This window comes from Brevundimonas sp. Soil_N_31 (genome assembly GCF_057655995.1).
The window spans coordinates 136792-161597 of record NZ_JBDGLE010000008.1 but is presented as its reverse complement, the minus strand read 5'-3'; the positions used below and the strand labels follow the sequence as shown (position 1 = coordinate 161597).

General features: G+C 66.0%; 23 protein-coding genes, 1 tRNA gene and 1 pseudogene. 8 read left to right on the top strand and 17 right to left on the bottom strand.

Going from position 1 to position 24806, the window contains the following annotated elements:
• Positions 1–61: 61 nt before the first annotated feature.
• The gene (locus AC3A3G_RS14010) at positions 62–724 is read right to left on the bottom strand and encodes a TetR/AcrR family transcriptional regulator (protein ID WP_234287956.1); all 663 of its coding nucleotides are present in this window, start codon (positions 722–724) and stop codon (positions 62–64) included.
• A 428-nt stretch (positions 725–1152) separates the two neighbouring features.
• On the opposite strand from AC3A3G_RS14010, the gene AC3A3G_RS14005 reads away from it, so the two are divergent.
• Positions 1153–3279 (top strand): M13 family metallopeptidase, encoded by a 2127-nt coding sequence (locus AC3A3G_RS14005; protein ID WP_125900681.1) that lies wholly within the window; start codon positions 1153–1155, stop codon positions 3277–3279.
• A 388-nt stretch (positions 3280–3667) separates the two neighbouring features.
• On the opposite strand, the gene hisS is transcribed toward AC3A3G_RS14005, so the two are convergent.
• From hisS to AC3A3G_RS13980, 5 genes are all read right to left on the bottom strand, one after another.
• Positions 3668–5152: a histidine--tRNA ligase gene (gene hisS / locus AC3A3G_RS14000; protein ID WP_200216311.1), complete on the bottom strand. Its 1485-nt coding sequence runs from the start codon at positions 5150–5152 to the stop codon at positions 3668–3670.
• Positions 5153–5209: 57 nt separating this feature from the next.
• Positions 5210–6430 (bottom strand): DUF418 domain-containing protein, encoded by a 1221-nt coding sequence (locus tag AC3A3G_RS13995; protein ID WP_200216313.1) that lies wholly within the window; start codon positions 6428–6430, stop codon positions 5210–5212.
• A gap of 61 nt (positions 6431–6491) precedes the next feature.
• Positions 6492–7058 (bottom strand): hypothetical protein, encoded by a 567-nt coding sequence (locus tag AC3A3G_RS13990; RefSeq protein WP_234287957.1) that lies wholly within the window; start codon positions 7056–7058, stop codon positions 6492–6494.
• Positions 7058–7936, bottom strand: a complete 879-nt coding sequence (locus AC3A3G_RS13985) for a 3-hydroxybutyryl-CoA dehydrogenase (RefSeq protein WP_200216315.1) — start codon at positions 7934–7936, stop codon at positions 7058–7060. Before AC3A3G_RS13985 ends, AC3A3G_RS13990 begins: the two co-directional genes overlap by 1 nt.
• Positions 7937–8093: 157 nt before the next feature.
• The gene (locus tag AC3A3G_RS13980; RefSeq protein ID WP_125900685.1) at positions 8094–8399 is read right to left on the bottom strand and encodes a YggT family protein; all 306 of its coding nucleotides are present in this window, start codon (positions 8397–8399) and stop codon (positions 8094–8096) included.
• A gap of 122 nt (positions 8400–8521) precedes the next feature.
• Here AC3A3G_RS13980 and AC3A3G_RS13975 point away from each other — a divergent pair.
• A tRNA-Ala gene (locus AC3A3G_RS13975) sits at positions 8522–8597 on the top strand.
• Between the two features lie 59 nt (positions 8598–8656).
• Here AC3A3G_RS13975 and AC3A3G_RS13970 read toward each other — a convergent pair.
• The 3 genes from AC3A3G_RS13970 to AC3A3G_RS13960 form a co-directional block, all read right to left on the bottom strand.
• Entirely contained in the window at positions 8657–9676 is a 1020-nt protein-coding gene (locus tag AC3A3G_RS13970; protein WP_487488469.1) for an NAD-dependent epimerase, read from the bottom strand.
• 45 nt (positions 9677–9721) lie between these two features.
• Positions 9722–11608, bottom strand: coding sequence for a M20/M25/M40 family metallo-hydrolase (locus AC3A3G_RS13965; RefSeq protein ID WP_200168367.1), 1887 nt, complete (start codon positions 11606–11608; stop codon positions 9722–9724).
• Between the two features lie 111 nt (positions 11609–11719).
• Entirely contained in the window at positions 11720–13993 is a 2274-nt protein-coding gene (locus tag AC3A3G_RS13960; protein ID WP_487488468.1) for a TonB-dependent receptor, read from the bottom strand.
• Positions 13994–14258: 265 nt separating this feature from the next.
• On the opposite strand from AC3A3G_RS13960, the gene AC3A3G_RS13955 reads away from it, so the two are divergent.
• Positions 14259–15626 (top strand): metallophosphoesterase, encoded by a 1368-nt coding sequence (locus AC3A3G_RS13955; RefSeq protein WP_487488467.1) that lies wholly within the window; start codon positions 14259–14261, stop codon positions 15624–15626.
• A gap of 3 nt (positions 15627–15629) precedes the next feature.
• Here the strand turns inward: AC3A3G_RS13955 and AC3A3G_RS13950 are convergent, their stop codons facing one another.
• From AC3A3G_RS13950 to chpT, 3 genes are all read right to left on the bottom strand, one after another.
• A complete protein-coding gene (locus AC3A3G_RS13950; RefSeq protein ID WP_234287959.1) occupies positions 15630–16367 on the bottom strand; it encodes a CheR family methyltransferase in 738 nt (245 codons plus the stop codon).
• 71 nt (positions 16368–16438) lie between these two features.
• The gene (locus AC3A3G_RS13945; protein WP_200216328.1) at positions 16439–16831 is read right to left on the bottom strand and encodes a response regulator; all 393 of its coding nucleotides are present in this window, start codon (positions 16829–16831) and stop codon (positions 16439–16441) included.
• A 71-nt stretch (positions 16832–16902) separates the two neighbouring features.
• Positions 16903–17607: a histidine phosphotransferase ChpT gene (gene chpT / locus AC3A3G_RS13940; protein WP_125900700.1), complete on the bottom strand. Its 705-nt coding sequence runs from the start codon at positions 17605–17607 to the stop codon at positions 16903–16905.
• Positions 17608–17684: 77 nt separating this feature from the next.
• Here chpT and cysQ point away from each other — a divergent pair, with 77 nt between their 5' ends.
• A complete protein-coding gene (gene cysQ, locus AC3A3G_RS13935) occupies positions 17685–18494 on the top strand; it encodes a 3'(2'),5'-bisphosphate nucleotidase CysQ (protein WP_368923177.1) in 810 nt (269 codons plus the stop codon).
• 16 nt (positions 18495–18510) lie between these two features.
• On the opposite strand, the gene AC3A3G_RS13930 is transcribed toward cysQ, so the two are convergent.
• The 4 genes and pseudogenes from AC3A3G_RS13930 to AC3A3G_RS13915 form a co-directional block, all read right to left on the bottom strand.
• A complete protein-coding gene (locus AC3A3G_RS13930; protein ID WP_487488466.1) occupies positions 18511–19404 on the bottom strand; it encodes an aldo/keto reductase in 894 nt (297 codons plus the stop codon).
• Between the two features lie 3 nt (positions 19405–19407).
• Positions 19408–19650 (bottom strand): BolA family protein, encoded by a 243-nt coding sequence (locus tag AC3A3G_RS13925; protein ID WP_487488465.1) that lies wholly within the window; start codon positions 19648–19650, stop codon positions 19408–19410.
• Between the two features lie 92 nt (positions 19651–19742).
• Positions 19743–20261 carry a GNAT family N-acetyltransferase gene (locus AC3A3G_RS13920; protein ID WP_200168374.1) on the bottom strand — a complete coding sequence of 173 codons (519 nt, stop codon included), beginning with the start codon at positions 20259–20261 and terminating at the stop codon, positions 19743–19745.
• A pseudogene (locus tag AC3A3G_RS13915) lies at positions 20258–20551 on the bottom strand (JAB domain-containing protein); the annotation flags it as partial. The pseudogene AC3A3G_RS13915 and the gene AC3A3G_RS13920, both read right to left, overlap by 4 nt.
• Before the next feature lie 32 nt (positions 20552–20583).
• On the opposite strand from AC3A3G_RS13915, the gene AC3A3G_RS13910 reads away from it, so the two are divergent.
• Both AC3A3G_RS13910 and AC3A3G_RS13905 read left to right on the top strand, forming a co-directional pair.
• Positions 20584–22260, top strand: coding sequence for a recombinase family protein (locus tag AC3A3G_RS13910; protein WP_487488464.1), 1677 nt, complete (start codon positions 20584–20586; stop codon positions 22258–22260).
• Between the two features lie 601 nt (positions 22261–22861).
• Positions 22862–23050 (top strand): hypothetical protein, encoded by a 189-nt coding sequence (locus AC3A3G_RS13905; protein ID WP_487488463.1) that lies wholly within the window; start codon positions 22862–22864, stop codon positions 23048–23050.
• Positions 23051–23128: 78 nt separating this feature from the next.
• Here the strand turns inward: AC3A3G_RS13905 and AC3A3G_RS13900 are convergent, their stop codons facing one another.
• Positions 23129–23494, bottom strand: coding sequence for a hypothetical protein (locus tag AC3A3G_RS13900; RefSeq protein ID WP_487488462.1), 366 nt, complete (start codon positions 23492–23494; stop codon positions 23129–23131).
• Positions 23495–23626: 132 nt separating this feature from the next.
• On the opposite strand from AC3A3G_RS13900, the gene AC3A3G_RS13895 reads away from it, so the two are divergent.
• Positions 23627–23863, top strand: a complete 237-nt coding sequence (locus AC3A3G_RS13895; protein ID WP_487488461.1) for a hypothetical protein — start codon at positions 23627–23629, stop codon at positions 23861–23863.
• A 193-nt stretch (positions 23864–24056) separates the two neighbouring features.
• Complete coding sequence (locus AC3A3G_RS13890) at positions 24057–24341, top strand: hypothetical protein (protein WP_487488460.1); 285 nt, start codon at positions 24057–24059, stop codon at positions 24339–24341.
• Positions 24342–24806 lie beyond the last annotated feature (465 nt).

Sequence of the window (24806 nt, the reverse complement as noted above, 5' to 3'; positions counted from 1 at the left end):
GCGTGAAAAAGGGCCGCCCGCCTCTCGGCAAGCGGCCCTCGAATACTGTCGCAAGCGAAAGCTACTGACGCGCCGTCTGGCTCGACAGGATCATATCCAGTTGCTTGCGCACATGCGGGGTCAATTCCTCAACGCCCCAGCCGTCATAGGCGGCGTAGCGGAAGTTGGAAATGAAGACGTCCCAGATCATGCGCGGCAGCAGCGTCTGGTCGATGTCCTGGCGAAGCTCCCCTTGCCCCACGGCCGCCTGCAGCACGTCCTGAATCCAGACCACCAGCGGACCAACAAAAGCGCGCGAGCGCTGATCGGCGTCTTCCGGCTGGAACCAGGAACGGGCAACCATGGCCTGCATCAACGGCAGATGACCCAGAGAGCGGTGATAACCTGCGGTCAGGGCTGCCGTCAGGCGATCCGTCACGCGAGCATCGGCGCCCGCGTCGCCGGCGCGCATGTCGTTCAGCAAGCCTTCCATCTCTTCAGCAAAGACCGTCTCGAACAGTTCGGCCTTGTCCTGGAAGTTGGCGAAGACGGCGCCGGTCGACATGCCCGCGCCCTTGGCGATGTCGCGGATCGTCGCCGCATCATAGCCGCGCTCGGCGAAAAGGGTCCGCGCCGCGTCCAGCACCTTGAGGCGCGTACGAACCTTCGCCGCCTGGCGGCGGTTCATCCGCGGCGGGGCGACGGTTTCGACGGTTTCGGCAAGAGTGGGGGAGGGCACGCGCATAGACAGGTGGCTCTGGGCTTAAATGGGTGGCGCGCTCGGCAAGCCAGACCCTGCCTGCTTGACATGGGTCCGAACCTTAAGACGACGTGCGCCCCTGAAACTAAGGGCGAACTTTCATCACCGAACAATGACCAAAATGGGTCATGGTGGGTAAAAATCTCTGCCCTGCCTAAGCGGAGCAATCAAGAAGCCTACGCAATTATACGAATGACTATCACGTCATATGAACAACGATACGGCTTTTCGGGCGAAAAACTATAGTTTTGCATACATCTACTTACACCCTCATAAATGGGCAGAGCGTCGTGCCCCCGCCGCCGTAGGGAGAGAGCTCTCGCTCTCAGCATGAATTTTTTTTAAGACAGCGGCTCCGCGCATCCGGCCTAGGCTCGGCGGCACGGTTCCGGGGCTGAAATGAGGAAACACCCATGAAGAAACTGCTTGTCGGCGTCGCCGCCGTCGCCCTTCTGGCGCCGGGCGCGGCCCTGGCCCATGATGGCCATGACCACGCCTGCATCGACGACGCCTGTTCCGTCTTCGAACTGTTCCAGACTCCAGCCGCCCAGGGCGGCGCCTCTGGCTGGCAAGGCACGGAAGCGCCCCGCTACGGCGCCTGGGGTTTCGATCTGGCGGGACGCGACACCTCGGTGAAACCGGGCGACAGCTTCTTCCGCTACGCCAACGGCGCGGCGCTGGACCAGTTGACGATTCCGTCGGACCGCACCTCCTACGGCTCCTTCCCCCTTCTGCGTGAACTGTCGGACAACCGCATGAAGGCCCTGATCCAGAGCCTGGTCGCGCGCACCGACCTGGCCGCCGGCTCGGACGAAGCCAAGATCGCGGACGCCTATCGTTCCTACATCGACGAAGCCCGCATCGAGGCGCTGGACGCTCAACCGCTGCAGCCCTTCTTGGCCGCCATCCGGGCTGCCGACACGCACGAGAAGATCGCCGCCTACATGGGCCAGACGCAAGGCCGCGTCGGCTCATCCTTCTTCGGCACCGGTATCACAATCGATCAGAAGAACCCGACCCGCTACGCCGTGACCGCCGGGCAGTCGGGCCTGGGCCTGCCCAACCGCGACTACTATCTGGACGCTCGCTTCGCCGACAAGAAGGAGAAGTATCAGGCCTACGTCGAGCGGATGCTGACCAACATCGGCTGGACGGATCCGGCGGGTTCTGCGGCCGCCATCGTCGCCCTGGAAGACAAGATCGCCGAAGCTCACTGGACGCCGATCGAGAACCGTGATCGCGACAAGACCTATAATGAGTATTCGATTCAGAGCCTGGCAGCCGAAGCGCCCGGCTTCGACTGGACCGGCTACTTCAACGCCGCCGGCCTGGGCTCGATCGATCGCCTGATCGTGCGCCAGAACACGGCGATGCCGAAGATCGCCGCCATCTTCGACGAGACCCCGGTCGCCACTCTGCAGGCCTGGCAGGCCTTCCACACCACCGACGACGCCGCCGGCAGCCTGTCGAAGCGCTTTTCCGACGCCCAGTGGGAATTCCGCTCGCGCGACCTGTCGGGCCAGCCCGAGCAGCGCAGCCGCGAAAAACGCGCCATCAGCTTTGCGGAAGGTTCGCTGGGCGAAGCTGCGGGCCGTCTCTACGTCGCCGAATACTTCCCGGCGGAATCCAAGGCCAAGATGGAGGAGCTGGTCGCCAACCTGCGCACCGCCCTGTCGCACCGCATCGACAACCTGACCTGGATGGGCGCCGAGACCAAGGCGGCCGCCCAGGAGAAGCTGCGCAAATTCACCGTCAAGATCGGCTATCCGAACAAGTGGCGGGATTATTCGGCGCTGGAGATCAGGGCCGACGATCTGTTCGGCAACACCCAGCGCCTGGGCCAGTTCATGTGGAACTACCAGCTCAACCGCCTGAACAAGCCGGTCGATAAAGATGAGTGGGGCATGACCCCGCAGACGGTGAACGCCTACTACAACTCAGCCAATAACGAGATCGTGTTCCCCGCGGCTATTCTGCAGCCGCCCTTCTTCGATCCAAACGCGGACCCGGCCGTCAACTACGGCGGCATCGGCGGCGTGATCGGCCACGAGATCGGCCACGGCTTCGACGACCAGGGCTCCAAATCCGACGGCGACGGCGTGCTGCGCAACTGGTGGACCGAGCAGGACAAGGCCAACTTCAAGGCCCTGACCACGCGCCTCGGCGCCCAGTACGACCAGTTCGAACCCCTGCCCGGCTTCCACGTCCAGGGCGGCCTGACCATGGGCGAAAACATCGGCGACGCAGCCGGCACGGCGGTGGGCCTCGAAGCCTACCACCTGTCGCTCAACGGCCAGCCCTCCCCGGTCATCGACGGCGTGACGGGAGACCAGCGCTTCTTCTACGGTTGGGCTCAGGTGTGGCAGTCGAAATACCGCGAGGACGCCCTGAAGAACCAGATCGCCACCGACCCGCACAGCCCGGCCGAATTCCGGGTCATCGGCCCGGTGCGCAACATCGACGCCTGGTACGAAGCCTTTGGCGTCAAGCCCGGCGACAAATACTACCTGAAACCGGAAGACCGCGTTCGTATCTGGTAAGGCGACGCCGGATTAATGAGAAAGGGCCGGAGCCGCGACGCTCCGGCCCTTTTGCATTGGCGCACTCCCCCGCACCGCCGCGCCCTAGCATGACGGCGCTCGAAGCGCCTCGCCCACCTTATCAAACAACCGTCGAGAATCCTGACTTCCAGACATGAAAAAGCCCGCTGCGGGGGATACATCGCAGCGGGCCTTCACGCTCTCTAAGGAGCGGACGTTTCCTCCCCGAAACGCCTTCAAGATGTCGCTGCGACGGTGCGCTGCGCCTCTTGAGTGAGACCAAATGACGCCTTCCGCTGCCCTACGTCAACCAAACCCCGGCCCAAAGAGCATCCTTTTATGACTAAACGTTGATAAGTCACGCTGTCGTCATGGATATTATCGAAGCTTATTCGATAATGGAGCGGACCACCGCGACCAGCTGATCGCGGGCCACGGTCTGTTGCCCCGGACGCTCGGCCTTCCAGGCGTTGTTGTCCGTGATGGCGGCGGCGCGGGCGCGTCCGGCGTCCAGATCCTTGATCGTCACCTGACCGGCGGCGATCTCGTCTCCGCCCAGGATGACGGCGGCCGGGGCTCCGCGGCGGTCGGCGTATTTCATCTGCGCCTTCATGCCCGCCCGGCCCAGATACAGCTCGGCCGGAATGCCTGCCGCGCGCAGTTCGGACACGGCGTCGAGATAGTGCTGCATGTCGTCCTCGGAGAAGACGATGGCCACCACCGGCCCGCGCGTCTCGTCCTCACCGCCGCGACCGGCCGCGCGCAGGGCCGAGGCTAGGCGCGACACGCCGAAGGAGAAGCCTGTCGCCGGGGTCGACTGGCCGGTGAAACGCGACACCAGGTCGTCATAACGCCCGCCGCCGCCGATCGAGCCGAAGCGCACGGCGCGGCCCTTCTCATCCTTGGTGACCAGCAGCAGTTCAGCCTCGAACACCGCGCCGGTGTAGTATTCAAGCCCGCGCACGATGGTCGGGTCGAAGCGCACGTCGTCCTGCGACACGCCCATGGCGGTCAAGGCGCGGTCGATGGCGGCCAGTTCCTTCAGCGCCTCTTCGCCGGCGGAGCCCAAGAAACCTGAACGCGCGGCGCCCGACACGGCGTCCAGCACGCCCGCGCGGCTGAGGCCCGGCGTCTCGGCCGAAGCCAGAAACGCCTCGATCGCCCCGATCACCGAGGCCGGCAGGTTCGCCCCTTTGGTGTAGTCGCCGGACTCGTCCAGACGGCCCTCGCCCAGCAGCAGACGCACGCCCTCGACGCCGAGGCGGTCATATTTGTCCACGGCGCGAAGAGCCGTCAGGCGCTGCGCCGCGTCGACGATCCCGCCCGCGTCGAACAGGCCGTCGAACAGCTTGCGGTTGGACACGCGGATCACCGCCTGCCCGGCCGCCAGACCCGCGGCGCGCAGGCCCTCGCAGCCCATGGCGATGATCTCGGCGTCGGCCTCGGGCCGGTCGGAGCCGACGGTGTCGGCGTCGCACTGCCAGAACTCGCGGAAGCGGCCCGGCCCCGGCTTCTCGTTGCGCCACACCGGCCCATAGGCGTAGCGGCGGAACGGCTTGGGCAGGGTCTCCCAGTTCTGGGCGGCGAAGCGGGCCAGAGGCGCGGTGTGGTCGTAGCGCAGGGCCATCCACTGATCGTCATCGTCCTGAAGCGCGAAGACGCCCTCGTTCGGACGATCGGCGTCCGGCAGGAACTTGCCCAGCGCGTCGGCGTATTCGAAGGCCGGGGTCTCCAGCGCCTCAAAGCCCCAGCGCTCATAGACCTCGGACACGCGCGCGACGATGCGGCGCTCGGCGGTCAGGTCGCGGCCGCGACGGTCAGCGAACCCGCGCGGCGCGCGAGCTTCGGGGCGGTTGGAGGCTTCGTCGGTCATAGGGCGGCGATTAAGCCATCAGTTCCGTCGCCGCAACTCGCCGCCGCCCCTTCCCGCTCAGGCTGCACGCCGCAGCGGCAGGTCGCGCCCATAGCTGAGGCGCCGCCACAGCCACTCAAACGGCCCCATGGTGAACCTCGACAGCCACAGCGGCGACCAGATCAGTTGCAGCGCCCAGACGCCGACGACGATGGCCCACTGCATCGGATAGTCGACCTGGCCGAACAGACGCGGTCCCCACGGCATGTAGAAGATCGTCGTCATGATCAGGGTCTGGGTCAGATAGTTGGTGAAGGCCATCCGCCCCACCGGCGCCAGAACCTTGCGCAGCCAGCCCACGCCGCGCGTCGTGGCCAGGATCAACACCGAGGCGTAGGCCAGGGTGACGATGATCGGATAGGAGGCGACGACCGCCGCCCAGCCGCCGGTGGCCTCGACGCCCGGACCGGCCTGGATCTCCAGCCACTCCAGAACGCCCAGCAGCGCCAAGACCGCCGCGCCGCCCGCCATCAGCATCGCATAGACGCGCGTCGGGACGCGGCCATGGAAGAAGCCCGCCTTGAACAGGCCCAGCCCCAACATCATCAGCGGCACGGTCGAGAAGACATACATCAGCAGGCTGGCGCCCTGGGCGAAGGCCCAGGCCTTCAGGTTCTCCAGCGCCGCACCCGCCCAGCCGCTCTGATAGGCGGCGATGGAGGCCGCGACCGCGCCATCGGCAGGCCCGCCCTCGCTCATGGCCTCCGGGAAATGCGCCATCGTCATCATCAGGCCCGCCTGAAGCGTGGCCAGCAGCACCGTCGCCCCGGCCCCGATCCAGATCAGCGGCTTGGCCGGCATCGACCGCATCAGCATCACGAACAGGCCCGACCAGGCGTAGAGCAGCAGGATATCGCCGTACCAGAAGGCCAGGCCGTGGATCAGGCCGAACAGAGCCAAGAACATCAGGCGACGGCGCAGGACGCGCCCCTTGGCCTCATCGCCGCGCTCGCCGCCGACCAGAAAGATCGACACGCCGAACAGCATGGAGAACAAGGTCACGAACTTCTGGCGGAAGAAGACATCGACCGCCCACTGCGCCATGCCCGAAGCCCCGACGACAGCGGGAAAGGGCGATTGATCCGGCGCCGACTCCAGGATCACCATCGGCAGGGCGAAGGCCGCCGCATTGACCGCCAGAATGCCCAGAACGGCCGCGCCGCGCAGCACGTCCAGCGTCACGATCCGCTGGTTCGCCGCCACCGGATTCGGCTCGGCCGTCGTGACCTGGTCCCTCATGCTCGCCCCTGTTCGTCGCATAGGGGTTCAGGCTTAGGCGGGACGGCCGCTTCGGTTCACGTTAAATCCCCGTAACGTCCCGTTCGGACAGGACGCCCATGCGGTTGTTGACCACCGGCGCCGGGACAAATCCCAGATAGGCCACGCACAGGCCGCCCCACAGGGCGTAGCTGACGCCCATCATGACCGCCAGCGGCAGGCCGCCGACGCCATAGATCAGCAGGGCCGTCTCGATCGCGCCCAGGCCCTGGACCAGACTCTGCGAGGCGGCGCCCGCCAGACCCGCCATGACCACGGCCATGATCGTCTGCATCGCCGCCGCCAGCAGGCCGCCGAACACGGTGAAGCGGCACGCCACGCCCAGTCGCGTCGACGGGCGCCCGGTCTTGCCGTGGCTGTCGAGCAGCAGCCAAAGCCCCACCGGCGCCGCGATCAGTCCGACCGCCAGCATCACCAGCCGCCAGTCCGTATCCACGCCCGACCACCAGTTCTCGGGCGGCCAGATGAACAGGGTCAGGATCACCGGCGGCCAGGCCGCCGCCGCCAGGGCGGCCGGAACCAGGGCGCCCGCGCCGCGCCGCGGCGCCACACGCTTCAGGCCCGGCAGGGAGGGAAAGGCGACGGCCATCAGCGGGTCGGGACCGGCGTCTCGCCGGAATAGTCGTAGAAGCCGCGCCCGCTCTTCTTGCCCAGCCACCCGGCCTCGACATATTTCACCAGCAGCGGACAGGGCCGGTATTTGCTGTCGGCCAGGCCGTCATACAGCACGTTCATGATCGCCAGGGCCACGTCCAGCCCCATGAAGTCCGCCAGCTCCAGCGGCCCCATCGGATGGTTGGCGCCCAGCTTCAGCGCCTTGTCGATCGAGGCGACGTCGCCGACGCCTTCATACAGGACATAAACCGCCTCGTTCATCATCGGCACCAGGATGCGATTGACGATGAAGGCGGGGAAGTCCTCGGACTCCGTGATGATCTTGCCCAGGCTCTCGGCGAAGGCGACCGCCGTCTCGAAGGTCGAGGCCGAGGTGGCGATGCCGCGCACCAGTTCGACCAGTTTCATCGTCGGCGCCGGCTTCATGAAGTGCAGGCCGATGAAGCGCTCAGGCCGATCCGTGACCGAGGCCAGGCGGGTGATGGAGATCGAGGAGGTGTTGGACGCCAGCAGAACATCCGGCCCCAGCAGCGGCGTCAGTTCGGTGAAAACGCCCTTCTTGACCGCTTCGTCCTCGGACGCGGCTTCGATGACCAGATCGGCCCCGGCCGCCTCCGCCAGGGTTTTCACGGCGGTGACGCGCTGAAGCGCCGCCTGGGCCTCCGCCTCGGTCGACAGGCCGCGCGCCGCGCGCCGCGCCAGGCTGGCCGCGATCTCGCCCAGGGCCAGGGTCACCCGGTCCGACGCAATGTCGTACAGCTTCACCTCATAGCCGCCGGCGGCCACCACCTGAGCGATGCCCGAACCCATTTGCCCGGCGCCGATGACGGCGACTGTCCTGATCGTGGTCATGAATTACGCGAAAAAGGCGGTCCGCCAGGGACCAGTCGTCGGCACCTTAGGAGCCCGCTCGCGCCACGCAAGGGCGGATTGGGCTCCATATGCGGATTCCTGGGGGGCCGTGATCCGGGCTCAACGCCCGACGGCCTCCCCTCGACGCAGCCGTGGATCAGCCCAGCGACATGATCAGCATCGGCGCGACCGTCCGGTTGAACAGCACGCTCAGGAACTGCAACGCCAGCAAGGCGATGATCGGGGTGATGTCGATGCCGCCCAGCGACGGCACCACACGCTGGAGCGGGCCCAGGATCGGCCGCGTCACCGTATCCAGCACATAGGCGACCTGACCCACGAAACGGTTGCGCCGATTGATCACGTCGAAGGCGAACAGCCAGCTCAGGATCGCCGAGGCGATGATGCACCAGATCATCAAGGTGACGACGGCGTTCACCAGCCAGACAAGGGCGAAACCCATGAGAAACTCCTGCTTCGTTCACGCCGCTTCTAGCGGCCCCGCCGCAGATCGCCAAGGATTCGTGCGCGGCCCGTTGACACGCCCCCCCGCACGCTTCTATGTCCCGCGCCTGCCTGTCGGTCGGGGCCGTAGCTCAGTTGGTAGAGCGCGTCGTTCGCAATGACGAGGTCAGGGGTTCGACTCCCCTCGGCTCCACCAGGGCACCTTCACGAAATCGCTGACGTTCGATCGCCCTCCAGGGCGAGCGCTTCTGCGCCTCAGTTCTCGCGATAGAAGTTGCAATACCAGTCGACGAAGCGGGCGACGCCCTCCTCCACCGGGGTCGTAGGAGCGTAGTCGAGGGCGGCCAGGGTGTCGGTCACGTCGGCTTCGGTGTCGGCCACGTCGCCGTCCTGCATGGGCATCGGGTTCAGCTTCGCCTTGCGGCCCAGTTTGGTCTCCAGCACCTCGATATAACGCATCAGCGGCACCGGGCGACCCGCGCCCAGGTTCAGGATACGCCAGGGGGCGACCCCGCTGGTCGCGGGATTGGGGGCGGTCGCGTCCCATGCCGGGTCGATCGCGGCGGGACGATCCAGCGCGGCGACCACCCCGGTGACGATGTCGTCGACATAGGTGAAGTCGCGGCTCATCCGCCCCTCGCCGTACACGTCGATCGGCTCGTCCTTCAGGATGGCGCGGGTGAATTTGAACAGGGCCATGTCCGGGCGCCCCCACGGTCCATAGACGGTGAAGAACCGCAAGCCGGTCGCCGGAAAGCCGAACAGGTGGGCGTAGGAATGGGCCATGGCCTCATTGGCCAGCTTGGTCGCCGCATAGACGGTCAGCGGATGGTCGGCGGGCTGGCGCACCGAGAACGGCAGAGCGCGATTGGCCCCAAACACCGAACTGGTCGAGGCGAAGACCAGGTTGGCCGCCTCGACCGCGCGGCAGCCTTCCAGGATGCTGAGGAAGCCGACGACATTGGAATCGACATAGGTCTCGGGCGCTTCCAAGCTGTAGCGGACTCCCGCCTGGGCGGCGAGGTGGACCACCCGGCGCGGCCTGTGCTCGGCGAACAGGGCGGCGACGCCGTCGCGATCGGCCAGGTCCAGCGTATGATGGCGATAGTTGGGATAGGCCTGAAGCTGGGCCAGGCGCGCCTGCTTCAGCGCCGGATCATAATAGGCGTTGAGATTGTCCAGGCCGATGACGCGCTCGCCCCGCTCCAGCAGACGCCGGGCGGTGTGGAAGCCGATGAAGCCGGCGGAGCCGGTGACCAGGACGGGATCGCTCATGATCGGCTGCGATAAACGGTCGCGCGGCCGGACGCCAGCACCCCTCTAGGGCAGGGCCTCCGCCACGGCGGGCGACGGCGCCAGCAGTTGGGCCGAAACATTCAGGCCGACGCCCGCGATCAGACAGGCCGCCGCCGCAAACAGGACCAGGCGCGTCGCCTTCGCGCCCGGCGCCAGGGGCCGGGCGAACAACAGGGCCAGCAAGGCGATCAGGGCCAGGGCGCCCGGCATGTCCATCCCCACGCCCAGGAAGACGAAGTGACCAATGGCCAGCAGCCAGGCGCCGCCCAGCACGGTCGCCACGGCGGCGGGCAGAAGGCCGAGCGGCCGCGTCAAGCCGGGGTCGATCAAAGCCGCCAGGGCCGCCGCCGTCGCAGCCAGCAACACCGGCCAGACGAACAGCAGGGCCGCCTCGGGCGCCGCCCCCTGCAGGGCGCAGCCGAACACGAAGACCAGAGCGATCAGGCCCAGCCAGCCGCCCCAGGCCGACCGCTCGGCCCGTCCCGGCCACAACGACAGGATGATAGCGACCACGCCCAGTCCCAGCATCACCGGACTGAACCCGCCGACCAGCAGGACGACGGCGGTCAGGACGGCGAACGCCCCGCCGATCACGCGCGGCCGCGCCCGGCGCGCGCCGGTCAGCAGGACCAAGGCCAGGGCGACGATCGCCAGCGTCGCCCCCGCCTCCATCCACGGCAGGCGGCGCAACAGGGTGTAGTAGACGTCCGGCGAATCGGCGCGACTCGACATCGGCCCGGCCAGAAGGCGCGTCGCCTGCACCAGGATCACGCCCCCGGTCAGGAACCACAGCCCGTCCAGCAGACCCAGACCAACCTGCCCCGCCGTCAGCCCCGCCCGACGCCGCGCCCGCCAGGCCGCGAAACCGCCCAACGCCGCCGCCAGGGCCAGCAGAAGCCAGCCGGTTCCTTGCGCATGGGCGATCATCCAGCGGCCGAAGACGTCGGAGTAGACCAGGTTCTCGCCCTTGGCCGGCAAGCTGTGCGCGCGCGCCAGCTCATCGGCCGCCTCCAGCGCCTGGGAGCCCAGATGCTGGACCGCGCCCCGATCCAGATTGGCGGGCGTGGCGTTGGCCGAGTGATACTGATCCGGGCGGCCGATGAAGGCCAGGTTCAGCCCGCCGATTCCCCGGTCCTTGGGCACGGTGAAGTCGGTGCCGTTGGGCATCCGCTCGTACATGAAGGCGGCGATGGAGGTGGCGGTGGTTCCGCCGTCGGCCCTGGCCGCCGCACGACGGAACAGCTGCACGGTCGGCCCGGCCTCGCGCCCGGTCTCGAACATGGCGGCGCGGCCGCCGCCGCCGCGCGCCTCGAGGTTCACCACCGCCCCGATGCGGTCCCGCAGGGGATGGCCGCCGAAGAAGACCCGCGCCCCGTCCAGTCCCAGCTCCTCGGCGTCGGTCAGCAGCACGACCAGATCGCGCTCGACCGGACCGCGCGCCTGGATCGCCCGCACGGCTTCCAGAATGGCGGCGACCCCGGCGGAATCGTCGGCCGCGCCAGGCGAGCCGACCACGGTGTCATAGTGGGCCATCAGCATGACGGCGGGCTGGCTGCGGTCTTTTCCGGGCAGGACGCCGATCAGATTGATCGCCTGATTGCCCGCCGCGGCCGGATCGCCCCCCGCCCGCGCCAGCCGCTTGACCGAGGCGGGCGACAACGGCCCGGTCTGTTCGCTGACCTCCAGCCCCAGCTGCGTCAGCCGCGCGCTCAGATAGGCGCGGACCCGCGCATGTTCGGGCGAGCCGACCGGGTGGGGGGCGCGGGCGATCTGTTCGATGTCGGTCATGGCCCGCGCGGCCGAGAAGGCGGCGGCAGGCGCGTCCGCCGCGCGCGGCTTCGGCGCCTGGGTGGTCCACACCGCCAGCAAGAAGGCGAGCGTCAGCGATCCGAACAGCAAGGCCAGCCGCATGTGAGATCCTCCCCGATCCGGTCCGCAGTAGGACCAAGCTGGACCGGAATGGCAAGAGGGCGGCGACAGGTCTCCCCGCCGCCGCCCTCCGATGCGATCAGCCGTAAAGGCTTAGAAACGCTTCGACAGCTCCACGCCGTACATACGCGGTTCGTTGACGAAGGCCGTCAGGTTGTTGAAGTCGATGGCGCCGATGACGTTGGCCTCGTCCGTGATGTTGCGGACATAGACGGCCGCCTCCAGACCCCGGTTCAGGTCGCGCCAGCCCGCACGCAGGCCGCCTTCGAACGCCGTGTCCTGCATGAATTCGACCGATTCATAGAGGAACAGGTTGAAGTCCTTCTGCATCACCCAGTCGGTCGCGGCGAACAGCTCCTGATCGTCGCCGATCGGATGGACGTAGGACAGCGTCAGATTGGCGGTCCATTCCGGCGCCTGGGGGAAGGGGTTGCCGTCGATATAGGCCAGGCGCGCCGCTCCGACCGTCACCATCCGGTCGGTGACGGTGCAGTTGGCGAGCGGCGAGCAGACGCCGACCTGAAGATCCTTGTCCTTGATTTCGGTATGGTTCCAGGCCAGGCCGCCAGCCAGGCTGAAGCCCGCGCCCAGATAGACGTCGCCGTCCACTTCCAGGCCATAGCCCTCGCCCTTGTCGGCGTTCAGCAGCTGGTTGAAGTTGCCGGCGCCGCCGATGGCCGTGAACTGCGGATCGGAGACTTCGTAAAAGTAGGCCGTGGCGTTCAGGCGGGCGCGGCCGTCCCACAGGCGAGCCTTGAACCCGGCCTCATAGGACATGACCGTTTCCGAATCCGCCGTGGTCACGATGTCCGCCGAAGCGATGCGGCCCTGGATCGACGGGCCGCGATAGCCGTTGGCCACGCGAGCGAACAGGTTCAGGCCGTCGTTGACCTCGTACAGGGCGCTGACGTCCCAGCTGACCTGTTCATCGCCGACCGACTTGGTGACGTTATCCAGCGGCTTGGCCGTGGACGAGCTGCCTGCCGGGATGATGCGGCGGCCCCAGAAGTCGCGGCTGTCGTCGGTGTAGCGAACCCCGGCCGTCAGCTTCAGCGCGTCCGTCACCTGATAGCGGCCCTGACCGAAGATCGACCAGGAGTCCGACTTCTGGATGACGTCGGGAACCACCGTCGGCGCGATGCCGCCGACGCCGTTGAAGGTGCCCGAGACCAGGTTGAAGCGCTCGTCCCAATAGAATGCGCCGACCTGCCAGCCGAAGCGGCCGTCGCCGTTCGAGGCCAGGCGCAGCTCATAGGTGTTCTGGATCAGGTCGCTGGACAGGGTGCCGGTCTCGACCGCGAACGGGGTCTTGTAACCGGCGCCGGTCGGAGCCCCGACCGAGACGCCGCCGTCGATGTCGCCATTGCCCTGGCTTTCGCCCTGATAGGAACCGATGACGCCGGTCAGCGTCGCCGGGCCGAAGTCATAGGCGACCTGCAGCGACTGCGAGAGGGTCTTCTGCTTCTGGTAGTTGTTGCGGCCGCCGTCGTACCAGACCGTTTCACGGTCGAAGTTGTCGTTCAGCTTGTTCGAGCCCTTGGTCAGGACGTTGGCGCGGTTCATCGTGCCCGTGCCCTCATAGTCGCGCGCCTGCAGGGTCAGCAGGGTCGACAGACGGTCGGTCGGGGTCCAGGCGACGTGAATGCGACCCGCCACGTCGTCGAAGGAGCCCAGATCCTTGTCGTCCTTCTTGGCGAAGGGGGCGTCCCAGGCGTTGTTGACCCAGTCGTCGCGGTGGTTCCACAGGGCGGCCACGCGCACCGACAGCGTATCCGACGCCGGCAGGGTCACGCCCGTCTCGGCGCGCATCGAGCCGTAGTTGCCGTAGGTCAGCGAGCCGAAGCCGGTGAAGTCATCGCCCGGCTTCACCGTATCGATCTTGACCACGCCCGCCGGAGTGTTGCGGCCGAACAGGGTGCCCTGCGGACCGCGCAGCACTTCCAGCTGCTTCACGTCGAACAGGGGGAAGCCCTTCAGATAGACGTTCTCCAGCACCACGTCGTCCAGCACGACCGAAACCGGCTGCGAGGCGTTGAAGTCGAAGTCCACATTGCCCAAGCCGCGAATGTAGAAGCGAGGCGCATAACGGCCGTTCGAACTCTCAACCTGCAGGCTGGGCACGCGACCCGACAGCTGCAGGATGTCGCCGCCGCCGGCGTTTACGGCGTTCAGCGTCTCGGTGTTCATGGCGGTGACAGCGAACGGCACGTCGCGGATGTTTTCGCTACGGCGCTGGGCGGTGACGACGATGTCGCCGACGGCGGCGGCCTGTTCTGCCTGGACATCGGCGGATTGCGCCAGAGCCGGCGTGGAGAGCAACAAAGCCAGGCTGCTGGCGGAGGCGGCGAGAACCGAGAGACGCGTCATCGAGATATCCCCTTCTTGATGATCTGGAGCGGGTGAATTCGCCGCAGGCCCTAGGCCCGAAGCTGAGCGGGCGCCAGCAGCGAGACGCGCTCCCGCGTGAACCTTTCGCGACATGGCCACAGGCCAAAAGAAACCAATGTTCGATTCATCAGCGAAGCGGCCTTGCCGTTGTGCGCCGCAGAAGGACGTGTAAAGCAGATCGGCTGCGCCTTCCCCTTGCGGCTCGCAGATGCATGAAGCGCGCGACCCGCCGCAGGAGAAGCCCATGCTGATCGCCGCCCCGTCCCGTCGCCGCTTCATGCAGGGCGCGACCGCCTTGCCCCTGTTCGGCGCGACGTCTGTTTTCGGCGCTGACAAACCGTCCGCCGTGATCGGCCGCGTCCTGGCCATGTCGGATCTTCACTCCGCCTATGAACGCAGCGCCCAACTGTTGGCCGCTCTGCGCGCCGAGGTTCGCAGCCATCCCGTTCCGCACTTGATCGCGATCGACGGCGATATCTTCGAGCACGGCAACGTCGTCTCGGTACGCTCCGAAGGCGCGATCGACTGGGCCTTCCTGGCCGCCCTGCCCGCCATCGCCCCGACGGTGGTCAATCTGGGCAACCACGACAACGACCTGACGGCGGACCTGCATGAGGTGGTCGCGCGGATGCGCGGCCTGGGGATCACCGTCCTCAGCAACATCGTCGACGCCCGCAACGGCCGACCCTACGCCCCGGCCGCGACGGAGCTGACCTTCGGCGGGCGGCGGCTGCGCATCGCCGGCTTCGGCACGAATTCGCTGAACACCTATCCCAAGGCCAGCCGCGACTGGCTGTCGATCCCCGATCCGACGCAATGGGCGAACATCCAGCTGCCGACCCTTCTGGACGGCGCGGACCTGACCCTGGTGATGAGCCACGCCGGGGTGGCGGGCGATCGTGGGATGCTGTCCGCCCTGCCCGACGGCGTTCTGATGATCGGCGGGCACAACCACCTGCTGTTCCAGGAGACGCTGGGGCGCGGCCTCTACGCCCACACCGGATCGTGGAGCAACGCCTATACGGCGGCCGACTATCTCAGCGATGGAAGCGTCCGGGCGCAGTCGCGCACCGTCGCCCTGGACGGCCCCGCCGACCCGGCCCTGGCCGCCCTGATCCGCACGACGCTGGACCGGCATCTGACCGATCAGGAGCGCGTGATCCTCGGGACCAGTTCGACCGCCCTGTCTCTGGGCGACACCGGCCGCGCCGTGGCTGCCGCCTTCGCCCGCTTCGCCGGGGCCCAGGCGGGCTTCATCGGCCACACCACCCTGGGCACGGGCCTGAGCGCCGGCCCGGTCAGCCGCTACGCCTTCGACGCCGTGGTGCGTTTCGACGGCAAGCTGATGGCCGCCGAGGTTCCGGCCGCTCGCCTGGCCGAACTGACGACCCTGGCCAATCAGGACCGGGTCATGCCCTTCGCACGCCGCACCGGCGACTTCGTCTATGGCGCGGTCGAAGGCGGCGAACAGCGCGAGACGGTCCGCATCGTCACCACCGACTGGTGCGCCCTGAACCAGCATGAATATTTCGGCGTCACGGACCTGGCCTTCGCCGAGGTTCCCGGCCCCGGCGTCAAGGCGGTGGCGGCCGCGGGCCTGCTCAAGCCCTGACGGTCAGGCGGCGCGGCGATAGGCGGACGGCGCCTTTACATACAATCCCCGCCGTCCCGCCACCGGACGAAAGGCGACGCTATCGCCGTCCGGCCGCTCGTCCGCGCCCAGGAACAGACAGCCGTCGTCGATCAGTCGGCGCTCCAGTCCATCCAGCAGGCGCGCCCGGCGGTCCGACGCCATGTCGTTCAACACATGACGGCAGAAGACGATGTCGAAGCGACCTTCGTCCCCCGGCTCGTCCAGAAGGTTGGCGCGCTTGAAACGGATCGCGGCGCGCAGTTCGGGTCGAGCACGCCACTGGTCGTCCACCTGTTCGAACCAGCGCAACATGACGCGAGCCGACAAACCTCGCTGAATCTCGAAGGAGGTGTAAAGGCCGGACATGGCCTTTTCGATCGCCTGGCGCGACAGGTCGGTGGCCAGAACCTCGACCTCGGCGCCGGCTTCCAGGGCGGCGATGGCCAGGGAATAGGCTTCCTGGCCCGTGCCGCCGCCCGCCGACCAGATTCGCACCCGCCCGCCGCGCGCCGCCGTCAGGGCCGGCAGGAGCTCGCGCTCCAGCACCTCGAAGGCCGCCCGGTCACGCCGGAACCAGGTCTCGCCGTTCAGCAGGGCCTCGATCACGCCCCAGCCGAGCGAGGCCACAGGGCGGCTCCACAGGCTGGCCAGCATGGCCTCGACATTGTGATAGCCCTCGCGCCGCGCCACAGGCCCCAGCCGATGCTCGGCCAGCTGCATCCGTTCTCGCGAGAGGCGGAAACCCGCGCGCGAGGACAGGAGCGCTTGAAGACGTTCGAAATCCTCCGGCGTCATGACGGCGTTTGAACCGCTCCCACTTCGGCGAGCTTTGAGTACAGGATCTCGCCGTCGAAAGGCTTCATAACATATTCGTCGGCGCCCGCGGACAGTGCTTCGGCGATACGATCAGCGCGGGTCTCGACCGAACAGAACAGCACCTTGGGATCGTCGCCGCCGGGCAGGTGGCGCAGACGGCCCAGGAAGGTCATGCCGTCCATGACCGGCATCTGCCAGTCCAGCAGGACCACGTCCGGCATGGCGGCGACGCAGGCCTCCAGCGCCTCGGCGCCGTCAGCCGCTTCCTGTACCTCGAAAGCAAGATCTTCGAGGATGCGTCGCGCCACCTTGCGGATGATGCGGCTGTCATCAACGATCAGACAGGTTCTAGGATCCACGGAGCTCATTCTCGCAACACGCGAAATAACGACGATATTTCCGCCACCATGGTCCAGCGGCGGTTAACGGAAGGTTCGCCTCAGCCCGCCGAAGGCAGGCGTGCGATCAGGGCCACGCGACCGTCCTCGACCGTGGTCTGCAGCCGCCCCCCCGCGTCGCAGACCGTCAGCCACAGCCAGTAGGGCTGAATCCACTGTCCGGCCAGCCCTTCGGTCAGGCGCTCGCCTCGGAGGCCGGTCAGGGCCTCGGCCTTGAGCCGCGCCCGCGCTCCCTCGGCCGAGCCGACCAGGATCAGCTGCCCGTCTTCACTCCGAACGGCCACGATCGCTTCTCCGCCCATCGGCAGAGCCGACACCGTCAGATAGGCGAGATTCAACAAGGCGCGGGCTTGAATCTTGGTGAAGGTTTCCTCGCCGACGCGCCAGTCCAGCGTCGCCCGTCCGCCGTCGGTCAGCCCTGCCAGAACGTTTCGCAACTCCTCGCCCGAGAACCGCTCGCTGGTGGTCGCGGCCCCAAAGGCCACGCGCGCGAAATGAACCAGGGCCACCATCTTTGCCGCGCTTTGGCGGATCAGGCCCAGGGCGTCGTCACGCATGTCCTGAGCGCTGGGATCATCCAGAAGATCCAGCCCCGACATCACCGCGCCCGCCGGGCTGATGAAGTCATGACAAAGCTTGGCGGCGATGTAAGCCGCCAGTTCGGCCCCGTCCACGGGCAAGTCTGCGACAGGCAGGTCGGCGATGATGGGCTCTGGAGTCAGGTCGGACACGGCGATCAGCGGCATGGTTTTGAAAAGGTTAAAGCCAAGGTGACCTGATTTGCCGGTTCTTGAAACCGGCCGCATGGGCTATCGGATGAGCCATGACCGCCTCCGCCTCTTCTTCCGCCCTCGCCGCTCTTGAAGACGATCTCGCCTCGGGCCGGTTGGCCGGCGTTCTGGCCGACATCGCCGAAGAAGCGGCCCAACTGATCCTGCCCTACTGGCGCGCCGGAACAACGGCCGAGATCAAGGCCGACGACAGCCCCGTCACCGCCGCCGATCGCGCCGCCGAGGCGCTGATCCTGAAGCGCCTGACCGCCCTCTGGCCCCAAGTGGAGGCCGTGGCCGAAGAGGCCGCCTGCGCCGATGGGCTGCCGACCGAGGTCGGCGAATGGTTCTGGCTGATCGATCCGCTGGATGGGACCAAGGGCTTCATCCAGGGTCGAGAGAGCTACACCGTCAACATCGCCCTGATCCGTGGCGACGCCCCCGTCGCCGGCGCGGTGACGGCGCCCGCCCTTGGATTGACCTGGCGTTCCTCCGCGCCGGGGGCAGGCGCTCTGCGCCGGGCGTTCGGCGAAACCTGGAAGCCGATCCGGGTGCGCGAGCGCCCGCAGGAGGCTGTCGCCCTAGTCAGCCACAGCATTAGCGATGAGGACGCCCTGCGCCTAGCCGCGCGCAACGGCTGCCCCCAGTGGCAAGGCATGGATTCTTCGCTGAAGTTCTGCCTGATCGCCGAGGGTCGCTACGACGCCTATCCGCGCACCGGCCCGACCAGCGAATGGGACACGGCTGCGGGCCAGGCGGTGCTGGAGGCGGCCGGCGGGCGCGTTCTGGCCGAGGACGGCCGCCCCCTGGCCTATGGCAAGCCCGGCTTCCTCAACGGCCCCTTCTCGGCCATCGGCGCCTGAGAGCCAGGCCCGCGCCTCAGACCTGGGCGTCCACCCGGGCCATTTCGATCTGAGCCGAGAGTCCGGCGGGCAGGTCGCGTTCCGGCGCCGCCGCCAGAGCCTCCAGATGCGCCCGGTCGCGCGGACGGATCAGGACGCTGGACACTCCCGGATCGGTCAGACCGTAAGCCAGACAGATGGCCTCGGCGGTCCAGCCCTGGGTCTGATGCAGGAAGGCGAAGGAGCCGCGCCGCGCCTCCTCGACCGGCCCTCGCCCGCCCAGGCCGAAGAGACCGCGCTTCTTCGGCGCCCCGGCCTCGGCCGCCTTGCGTTCGGTCGACAGGCTGTCGGGGAAATAATCATAGACGAACAGGCTCATCTGCCGTTCCAGCGCCGCGCGCATCCGCGCGCGCACCCGCCACTCGATATTGGCGTGAAAGGGGGTGAACAGGGCGTCGAACGCCCCGGTCGAGACATAGAGGTCGGTCACGGCCTCATTCCCGGCCACGCCCAGCATCCGCACATGACCCGCCTTGCGGATCGTCTTCAGCGCCGTCAGCGACGCCTGCGGCAACTCGTTCTCGCCCGGCCGATCCAGCACAGCGATGTCGAACCAGCCCAGGCCCGAGGCGTGCAGCCCCTGCTCGATCTCCCGCCCCAGGCCGATCGGGGAAAAATCCCGATCCGCGCCTGCCCCCAGCTCCAGGCTGACGATGACCAACCGCCGCTCGACATGGGCCAGGGCCTCGCCCGCCGCCCGCAGCAGCGCCGGATCGGCGATGTCGAAGTGATAGGCGTTGATCCCCGCCTCTAGCGCCGCGAAGATCATGTCGCGCACATGCGCCCCGCCGCGCGCCGCCGCGGCCGCCCCCAGGCACAGGGTCAGGTTGGAGACAGCCGCCCCCGACACGCCGAAGGGGCGATAGCGCATGGATCAGCCCGCCTCGACAGGGGTCGAGGTCTCCAGCGCCAGGGCGTGCAGCTCACCGCCCATCTTGCCCTTCAGCGAGGCGTAGACCAGTTGATGTTGACGCACGCGGTTCAGACCGCGAAACGCCTCGGACACGATGCGGGCGCGATAGTGGTCGCCGTCGCCGGCCAGATCCTCAATGGCGATGTCCGCGTCGGGGAAGGCCTCGGTCAGATGGGCGCGAAGATCATCAACGGACATGGGCATGAAAAAGCACTCCAGAAACGACGGGCCGTAGGGCCTGACCCGAGAATGTAAAGCCTACCCGGCGGCGGCGGCCCTGTCAGCCGTCAGCGCGCTCATCCGCCCCTGGGCCGCTCGAACAGGGTGACGATCGAATCCTTGTAGTCGGCGTGACCGTAAGGGCGATAGCCCACCCGCTCGGCCAGACGGATCGAAGCGGCGTTGTCGGGCGAGATCATGCAGACGGTGCGCGGCTCAGGTCGGCGACGATCAGCCCAGGCCAGGGCCGCCTGCAGCGCCTCGCGCGCCATGCTGCGCCCCTGGAAGGCGGGCGCCACGCCCCAACCCAGTTCCGGCGCGTCGAACGGCGGCGTGATGTCCCGGCGATAGTCCAGAACGCCGACACTGCCGACATAGGCGCCTGTGGCCGTCTCGCGGATGGTCCAGTTGCCGTAACCCCTGGCCTGCCAGTGACCCAGATCGCGCAGCAGGCGGAACCACACCTCCTCCTCGGACAGGCCGCGCCCCATGATGTGGCGGGTGAACTCGGCGTCGGCCCACAGGGCGGTCAGGTCGTCCATGTCGCCGACGGCGACGGGCGTCAGCGTCAGGCGCTCAGTCGAAAGAACGGTCACATCAATCCCAGTTGCTTGAAGCTGGCCACGCCTTCGCGGCCGACGATGAGGTGGTCGTGAACCTGGACCGACAGGGCGCGCGCCGCCTCTATCACCTGTTTGGTCATGTCGATGTCGGCCCGACTGGGCGTCGGATCGCCCGAGGGGTGGTTGTGCACGATGATCATGGCGCTGGCCGACAGCTCCAGCGCCCGGCGCACCACCTCGCGCGGATAGACAGGGGCGTGGTCGACCGTGCCCCGGTTCTGAATCTCGTCCAGGATCAGCTGGTTCTTCTTGTCCACGTTGAGTGCTATCTGCAAAACTCATATACGGCTACGCCATGCAAGCCATAGTCTATCGGCGATATTCCTCGGATGAACAGGGGGACGGGTCTGCCCAGACCTTGGAAGCGCAGCTTGAACGGTGTCAGGCATTCGCCGAGGCGCAGGGCTGGACCATCGTTGAGGTTCTGACCGACGAAGCCAAGTCGGCTTTCAAGGCCGATCATTTGCGGCCTGACGCGGACCTTGGTCGGTTCGTCTCGCGCCTTCGGGATGGGGAGTTCGCCAAGGGCACCGTTCTGATCGCTGACAACATCTCGCGCTTGAGCCGTCGTCCCGTCGATGAAGCGATGGCGTGGATCCACGAAGTGAACGGCAAGGGCGTGGAAATCGCGCTGGCCGACACCAAAGAGGTCTTCAGGTCCAACCCCAAACTCGGCGACTTCCTACAGACGGCCATCAAGTTCGGGGTCAGCCACCAAGCGTCTGCCGACAAGTCGGACCAGACGCGCCGGTCCAAGAACAAGCTCTGGAAACTGGCTGAAGCTCGGGAAGGCGAATGGACCTCTCTCGCCGGGTTGCTCCCCCGTTGGCTGGAACGGAACAAGACGAAAAACGGCTGGATCGTTGATGACGACATGGCCGCGACCATCAACCAAATCTATCAGTGGTCGGCTGACGGCATCGGTGTGAACACCATCGTCAACATGCTCAACGCCCGGCCCGATCTGCCGCCGTTCGGCGAGCCGAAAGACTACCGCAGCGGCATCCCGGCATGGACTCGGACGACGGTCAGGCAATACCTGACCAGCCCGATTGTCGAAGGAGATTTCCGCCCAAGGACCGGCATGTTCGCCGGGCGGGTGATACACGATTTCTATCCAAGGATTGTCCCGGCAGACATCGTTGCCCGCGCTCGCGCTGACCTGAAGGCCCGCCGGAAAGTGGCGGGCAAGGGTGCGGGCACCGGCTACACCAACCTCTTCGCCGGGCTGACGAAGTGCGGCGTCTGCGGCCAGCGCGCTTCGCTGTCCACGTCGGTCCAGAAGGGTAAGCCTTACCCCTACGTTCGCTGCGAAGGCTCGCAGGAAGGCCGCTGCACCAACAAGGGTGGGTTCGCCTACCGGGCGTTTGAGGCGAGCGCGCTGGACCTGTTCTTGGACCTCGCCTTGGATGATCGCTTCTTCGCGGCAACCGGCGAACTCGGCCGCGCGCGGGTCAGGAAAGCCGAGATTGAAAAGACGCTCGGCGACCGACGCGCCTTCAAGATGAACCTTCTGCGCTCGTTCACCGGCAACGACCCAGAGGTTGCGGCTGTCATCGCTGAAGCCAACGACGACATCGCGCGCCTGACCGCCGAACTGACGGATGTGGAAGTTGCGATCACCACGGCCAGCGGAAAGGTCGGGAACATCGAACACCTGCGGCGTGTGAACGACATTCGTGAAGCGGCGAACTCGACCGAAGACGACGTGCGAAATCAGGCGCGGTCGAAGCTGCGAAAAGCCCTGTCCACCATCGTCATGGGCGTGGACATCGAAAGCGACGAAGCCGGGACGAAGTTCTTCACCGTCATTCTGGCGGGCGGCATTATGGCCGTAAGGATCGACACGAAGGGCCGCATCATTCAGGCCGTGTCCGACGCTGCTGGCCAACCACTCCACGCATATCTAACTTCTGACCAACGCGATGCGTTGGCGCCGTTGATCAATCGTATCGAGAAACTTGCGGCTTGAAGCCGTGGTCAACACCGCAATCGTCCAACTGTTTGACCAAGTGTGCCTGAACTCCATTCGAAGGTTGTCCTACCGTCACGACCAACGTCAATGAAGTCTGTTCGAAGTGTCCAACTATTAGACAAAGGTGCGTCAACACCGCTGACATGGTGTTTACGCCGCTGGTGTTTACACACACCGCCATGTCACGCGAAGTGACATAGGCAACAAGTGCCGGGTCTTTAACGCCTCGTTAAGCACGGTGTTGCCGGTGTAAACACCGCGTTTGGCGCGAGAGTGTTGCCAAGCCTTGGGGATATCTTGGGGCTGGACGGATTATTCTCGGAAAACTGCGGTCGGGGGTATTGGCGCCCGCCGCGAGTTGTGAGACATAGGCTTCGGACACGGAAAAACCGGCCGCAGTTCCCGCTGCAACCGGTTTCTAAAGGTCCGTTTTCAACCCGGCCCGTGCAGGCCAAGCCAGAAAGGAGTGTCTTTCACTTCAGACTTGAAAATACATTCCTTGACGGCTGCGTCAAGCGTGGACGTAATTTTCCGGCATTTGCCGTCGTTAATGAAGCCACGTCGTGCGGGTCTTTTCTAACGTAGAAAGATCAACACAATGGCATCCAGCCTTACTACCCATGACTATCCTATCATCAAGCTCGCCTTGAGCCTTCGCTACTTCCAGCACACGATTGCCGCCTACTTCGGCGTAAATCAGGGCCGGATCAGCGAGTTCAAGAACAGCCCGTTCTTCGCGGCCGTCGCTCCGGCGCCCGCGTTGCCGGTGGGTTTCCCGCCGCGCTGATAGGGTAGCGACCTAACGGATCGGCCCGTGGAAGGAGACTTCTGCGGGCCTTTTCTATGCGATCCACAGCGGAGCCGATCAGTCCTCTGACAGGTTCTCGGTCACCTTCTCGATGGCGGCGACGGTCTTGTCCCGCACGTCCTCGGCCGAAATGGTCACCCCGTTCGGCAACGTCACCTCGAATTTGTCGAACCCGAGTTGGGCGGCGACGATGACGGCGATCAGGCCAAGGATCGCGCCCGCGAGCCATGCCAAACAGACGGCGACGGTCGTGGCCAGCGGCTGTGTGGGCACGAACATCGACACGACCAGCGTGATGATTAGGGCCACGAAGACGCCGCCGAAGGCCAGCCCGGCGGCGGCTACAGCCCGGCCCGGCTCACGGAGGAAGCAGCTTACGGCGTCGGATACCCGGACAAGGGCGCGCTTGAGGTGGTTCAGCATCCCATATTTAGGGGCGAGATAAAGGGCAGGATAAGGATCGCATAAGAACGAAATAAGGTTCTTGTAATCTTCTTGTGTTGTCGCTATCAGACTCTTATGTGCCGATTAGGCGGGCTGTGAGGGAGACTGGAAATGCAACGACCGGCGAGCGAAGTCGCGGAAGAGTGCGGGGACATGCTGCGTCAGAGCGGCATCAAGGCCATCACCATGAAGTGGCCCGAGTTCTACGAACTCAACAACATGAAGCGGTTCACCAACGAACGTCACGCCGAACTACGTCAGGCGTTCATGGCGGAAGGGCTGATCATCGGGTTTGGTAATCACGCCATCGTCGTCACGCACGACAGCAACCATTCCAAGGTAAGCTGATCCAGCGTGGGCGCACGAATAATAATGAAGTGTGCGGCCGGATCGTGTAGTTTGACTAAATTGAAGTAGAGGAACGGCTTGGGGCTGGTCCACGACAGTTTCGGACCATAAGACGCGCGAATGCTTTCGTGTGCTGGTTTGTAAGCCTCGGAAGGTGCCCCAAGCCATTCCGAGGCTTTTTCTTTGGGGACACATGTCTGGATTCGACTACGACAGAACATCGGCTGAACGACTGGTCCGCAGACGCGGCGTTGTTCAGAGCAAGCCGCACGTCGTCCGCGACCGCACCAATCCGAAGCGCGCCAAGGCGGGCCAAGGTCTGGTCGCTGCGGAGTTCGAAGCCCGACACGGGAAGGCCCCGGCCAAGGACAAGGTTCGCGGCGGTAAGCTGCGCTCCCGCTCTGGCGCGGTGACCTCAATCACCGGCGCCGAAGCTGCGGCGATTGCTGCGAAGTATCTGGACGCCCCGGCGACCTAAACGATTTGACTGCGGGTTGTTGGTCCCGGCTCAAAACCATCTTGGCACCTGATAGGCAAAACATACGTCCAAGGGGTTTCTTATGGTTGGCGCCCCTCCAACAAAACCTGACCGGGACTTTAGGCTGTGAAGGACCAGCCGCCAGACCGGGGATATGAACCGAGGGCGCGGTTAAGAGGTATACACCGGCAGGATGGCAAGGGGTCGCGCCCACCTACCTGCTGCGGCTCCCTCGGATTGCAACGGCCATGTCCGTCGCGAAAGAGCTATTAGAAAGAAGACGTGCGCTGTCCTGATCGTGACAACACGTCTGCTGAATCCCGTTGTTATAATTTCCTTGCTCGGGGCAGCGCGGCGAGAAACAAACTCGCTAACCGTTTTGTCAATCAACGACTACCTGCCGGGCAACTACCTCGCCTGATCACTGCCTGATCGCCACAGATCATTAAACAGCACATCACTTGG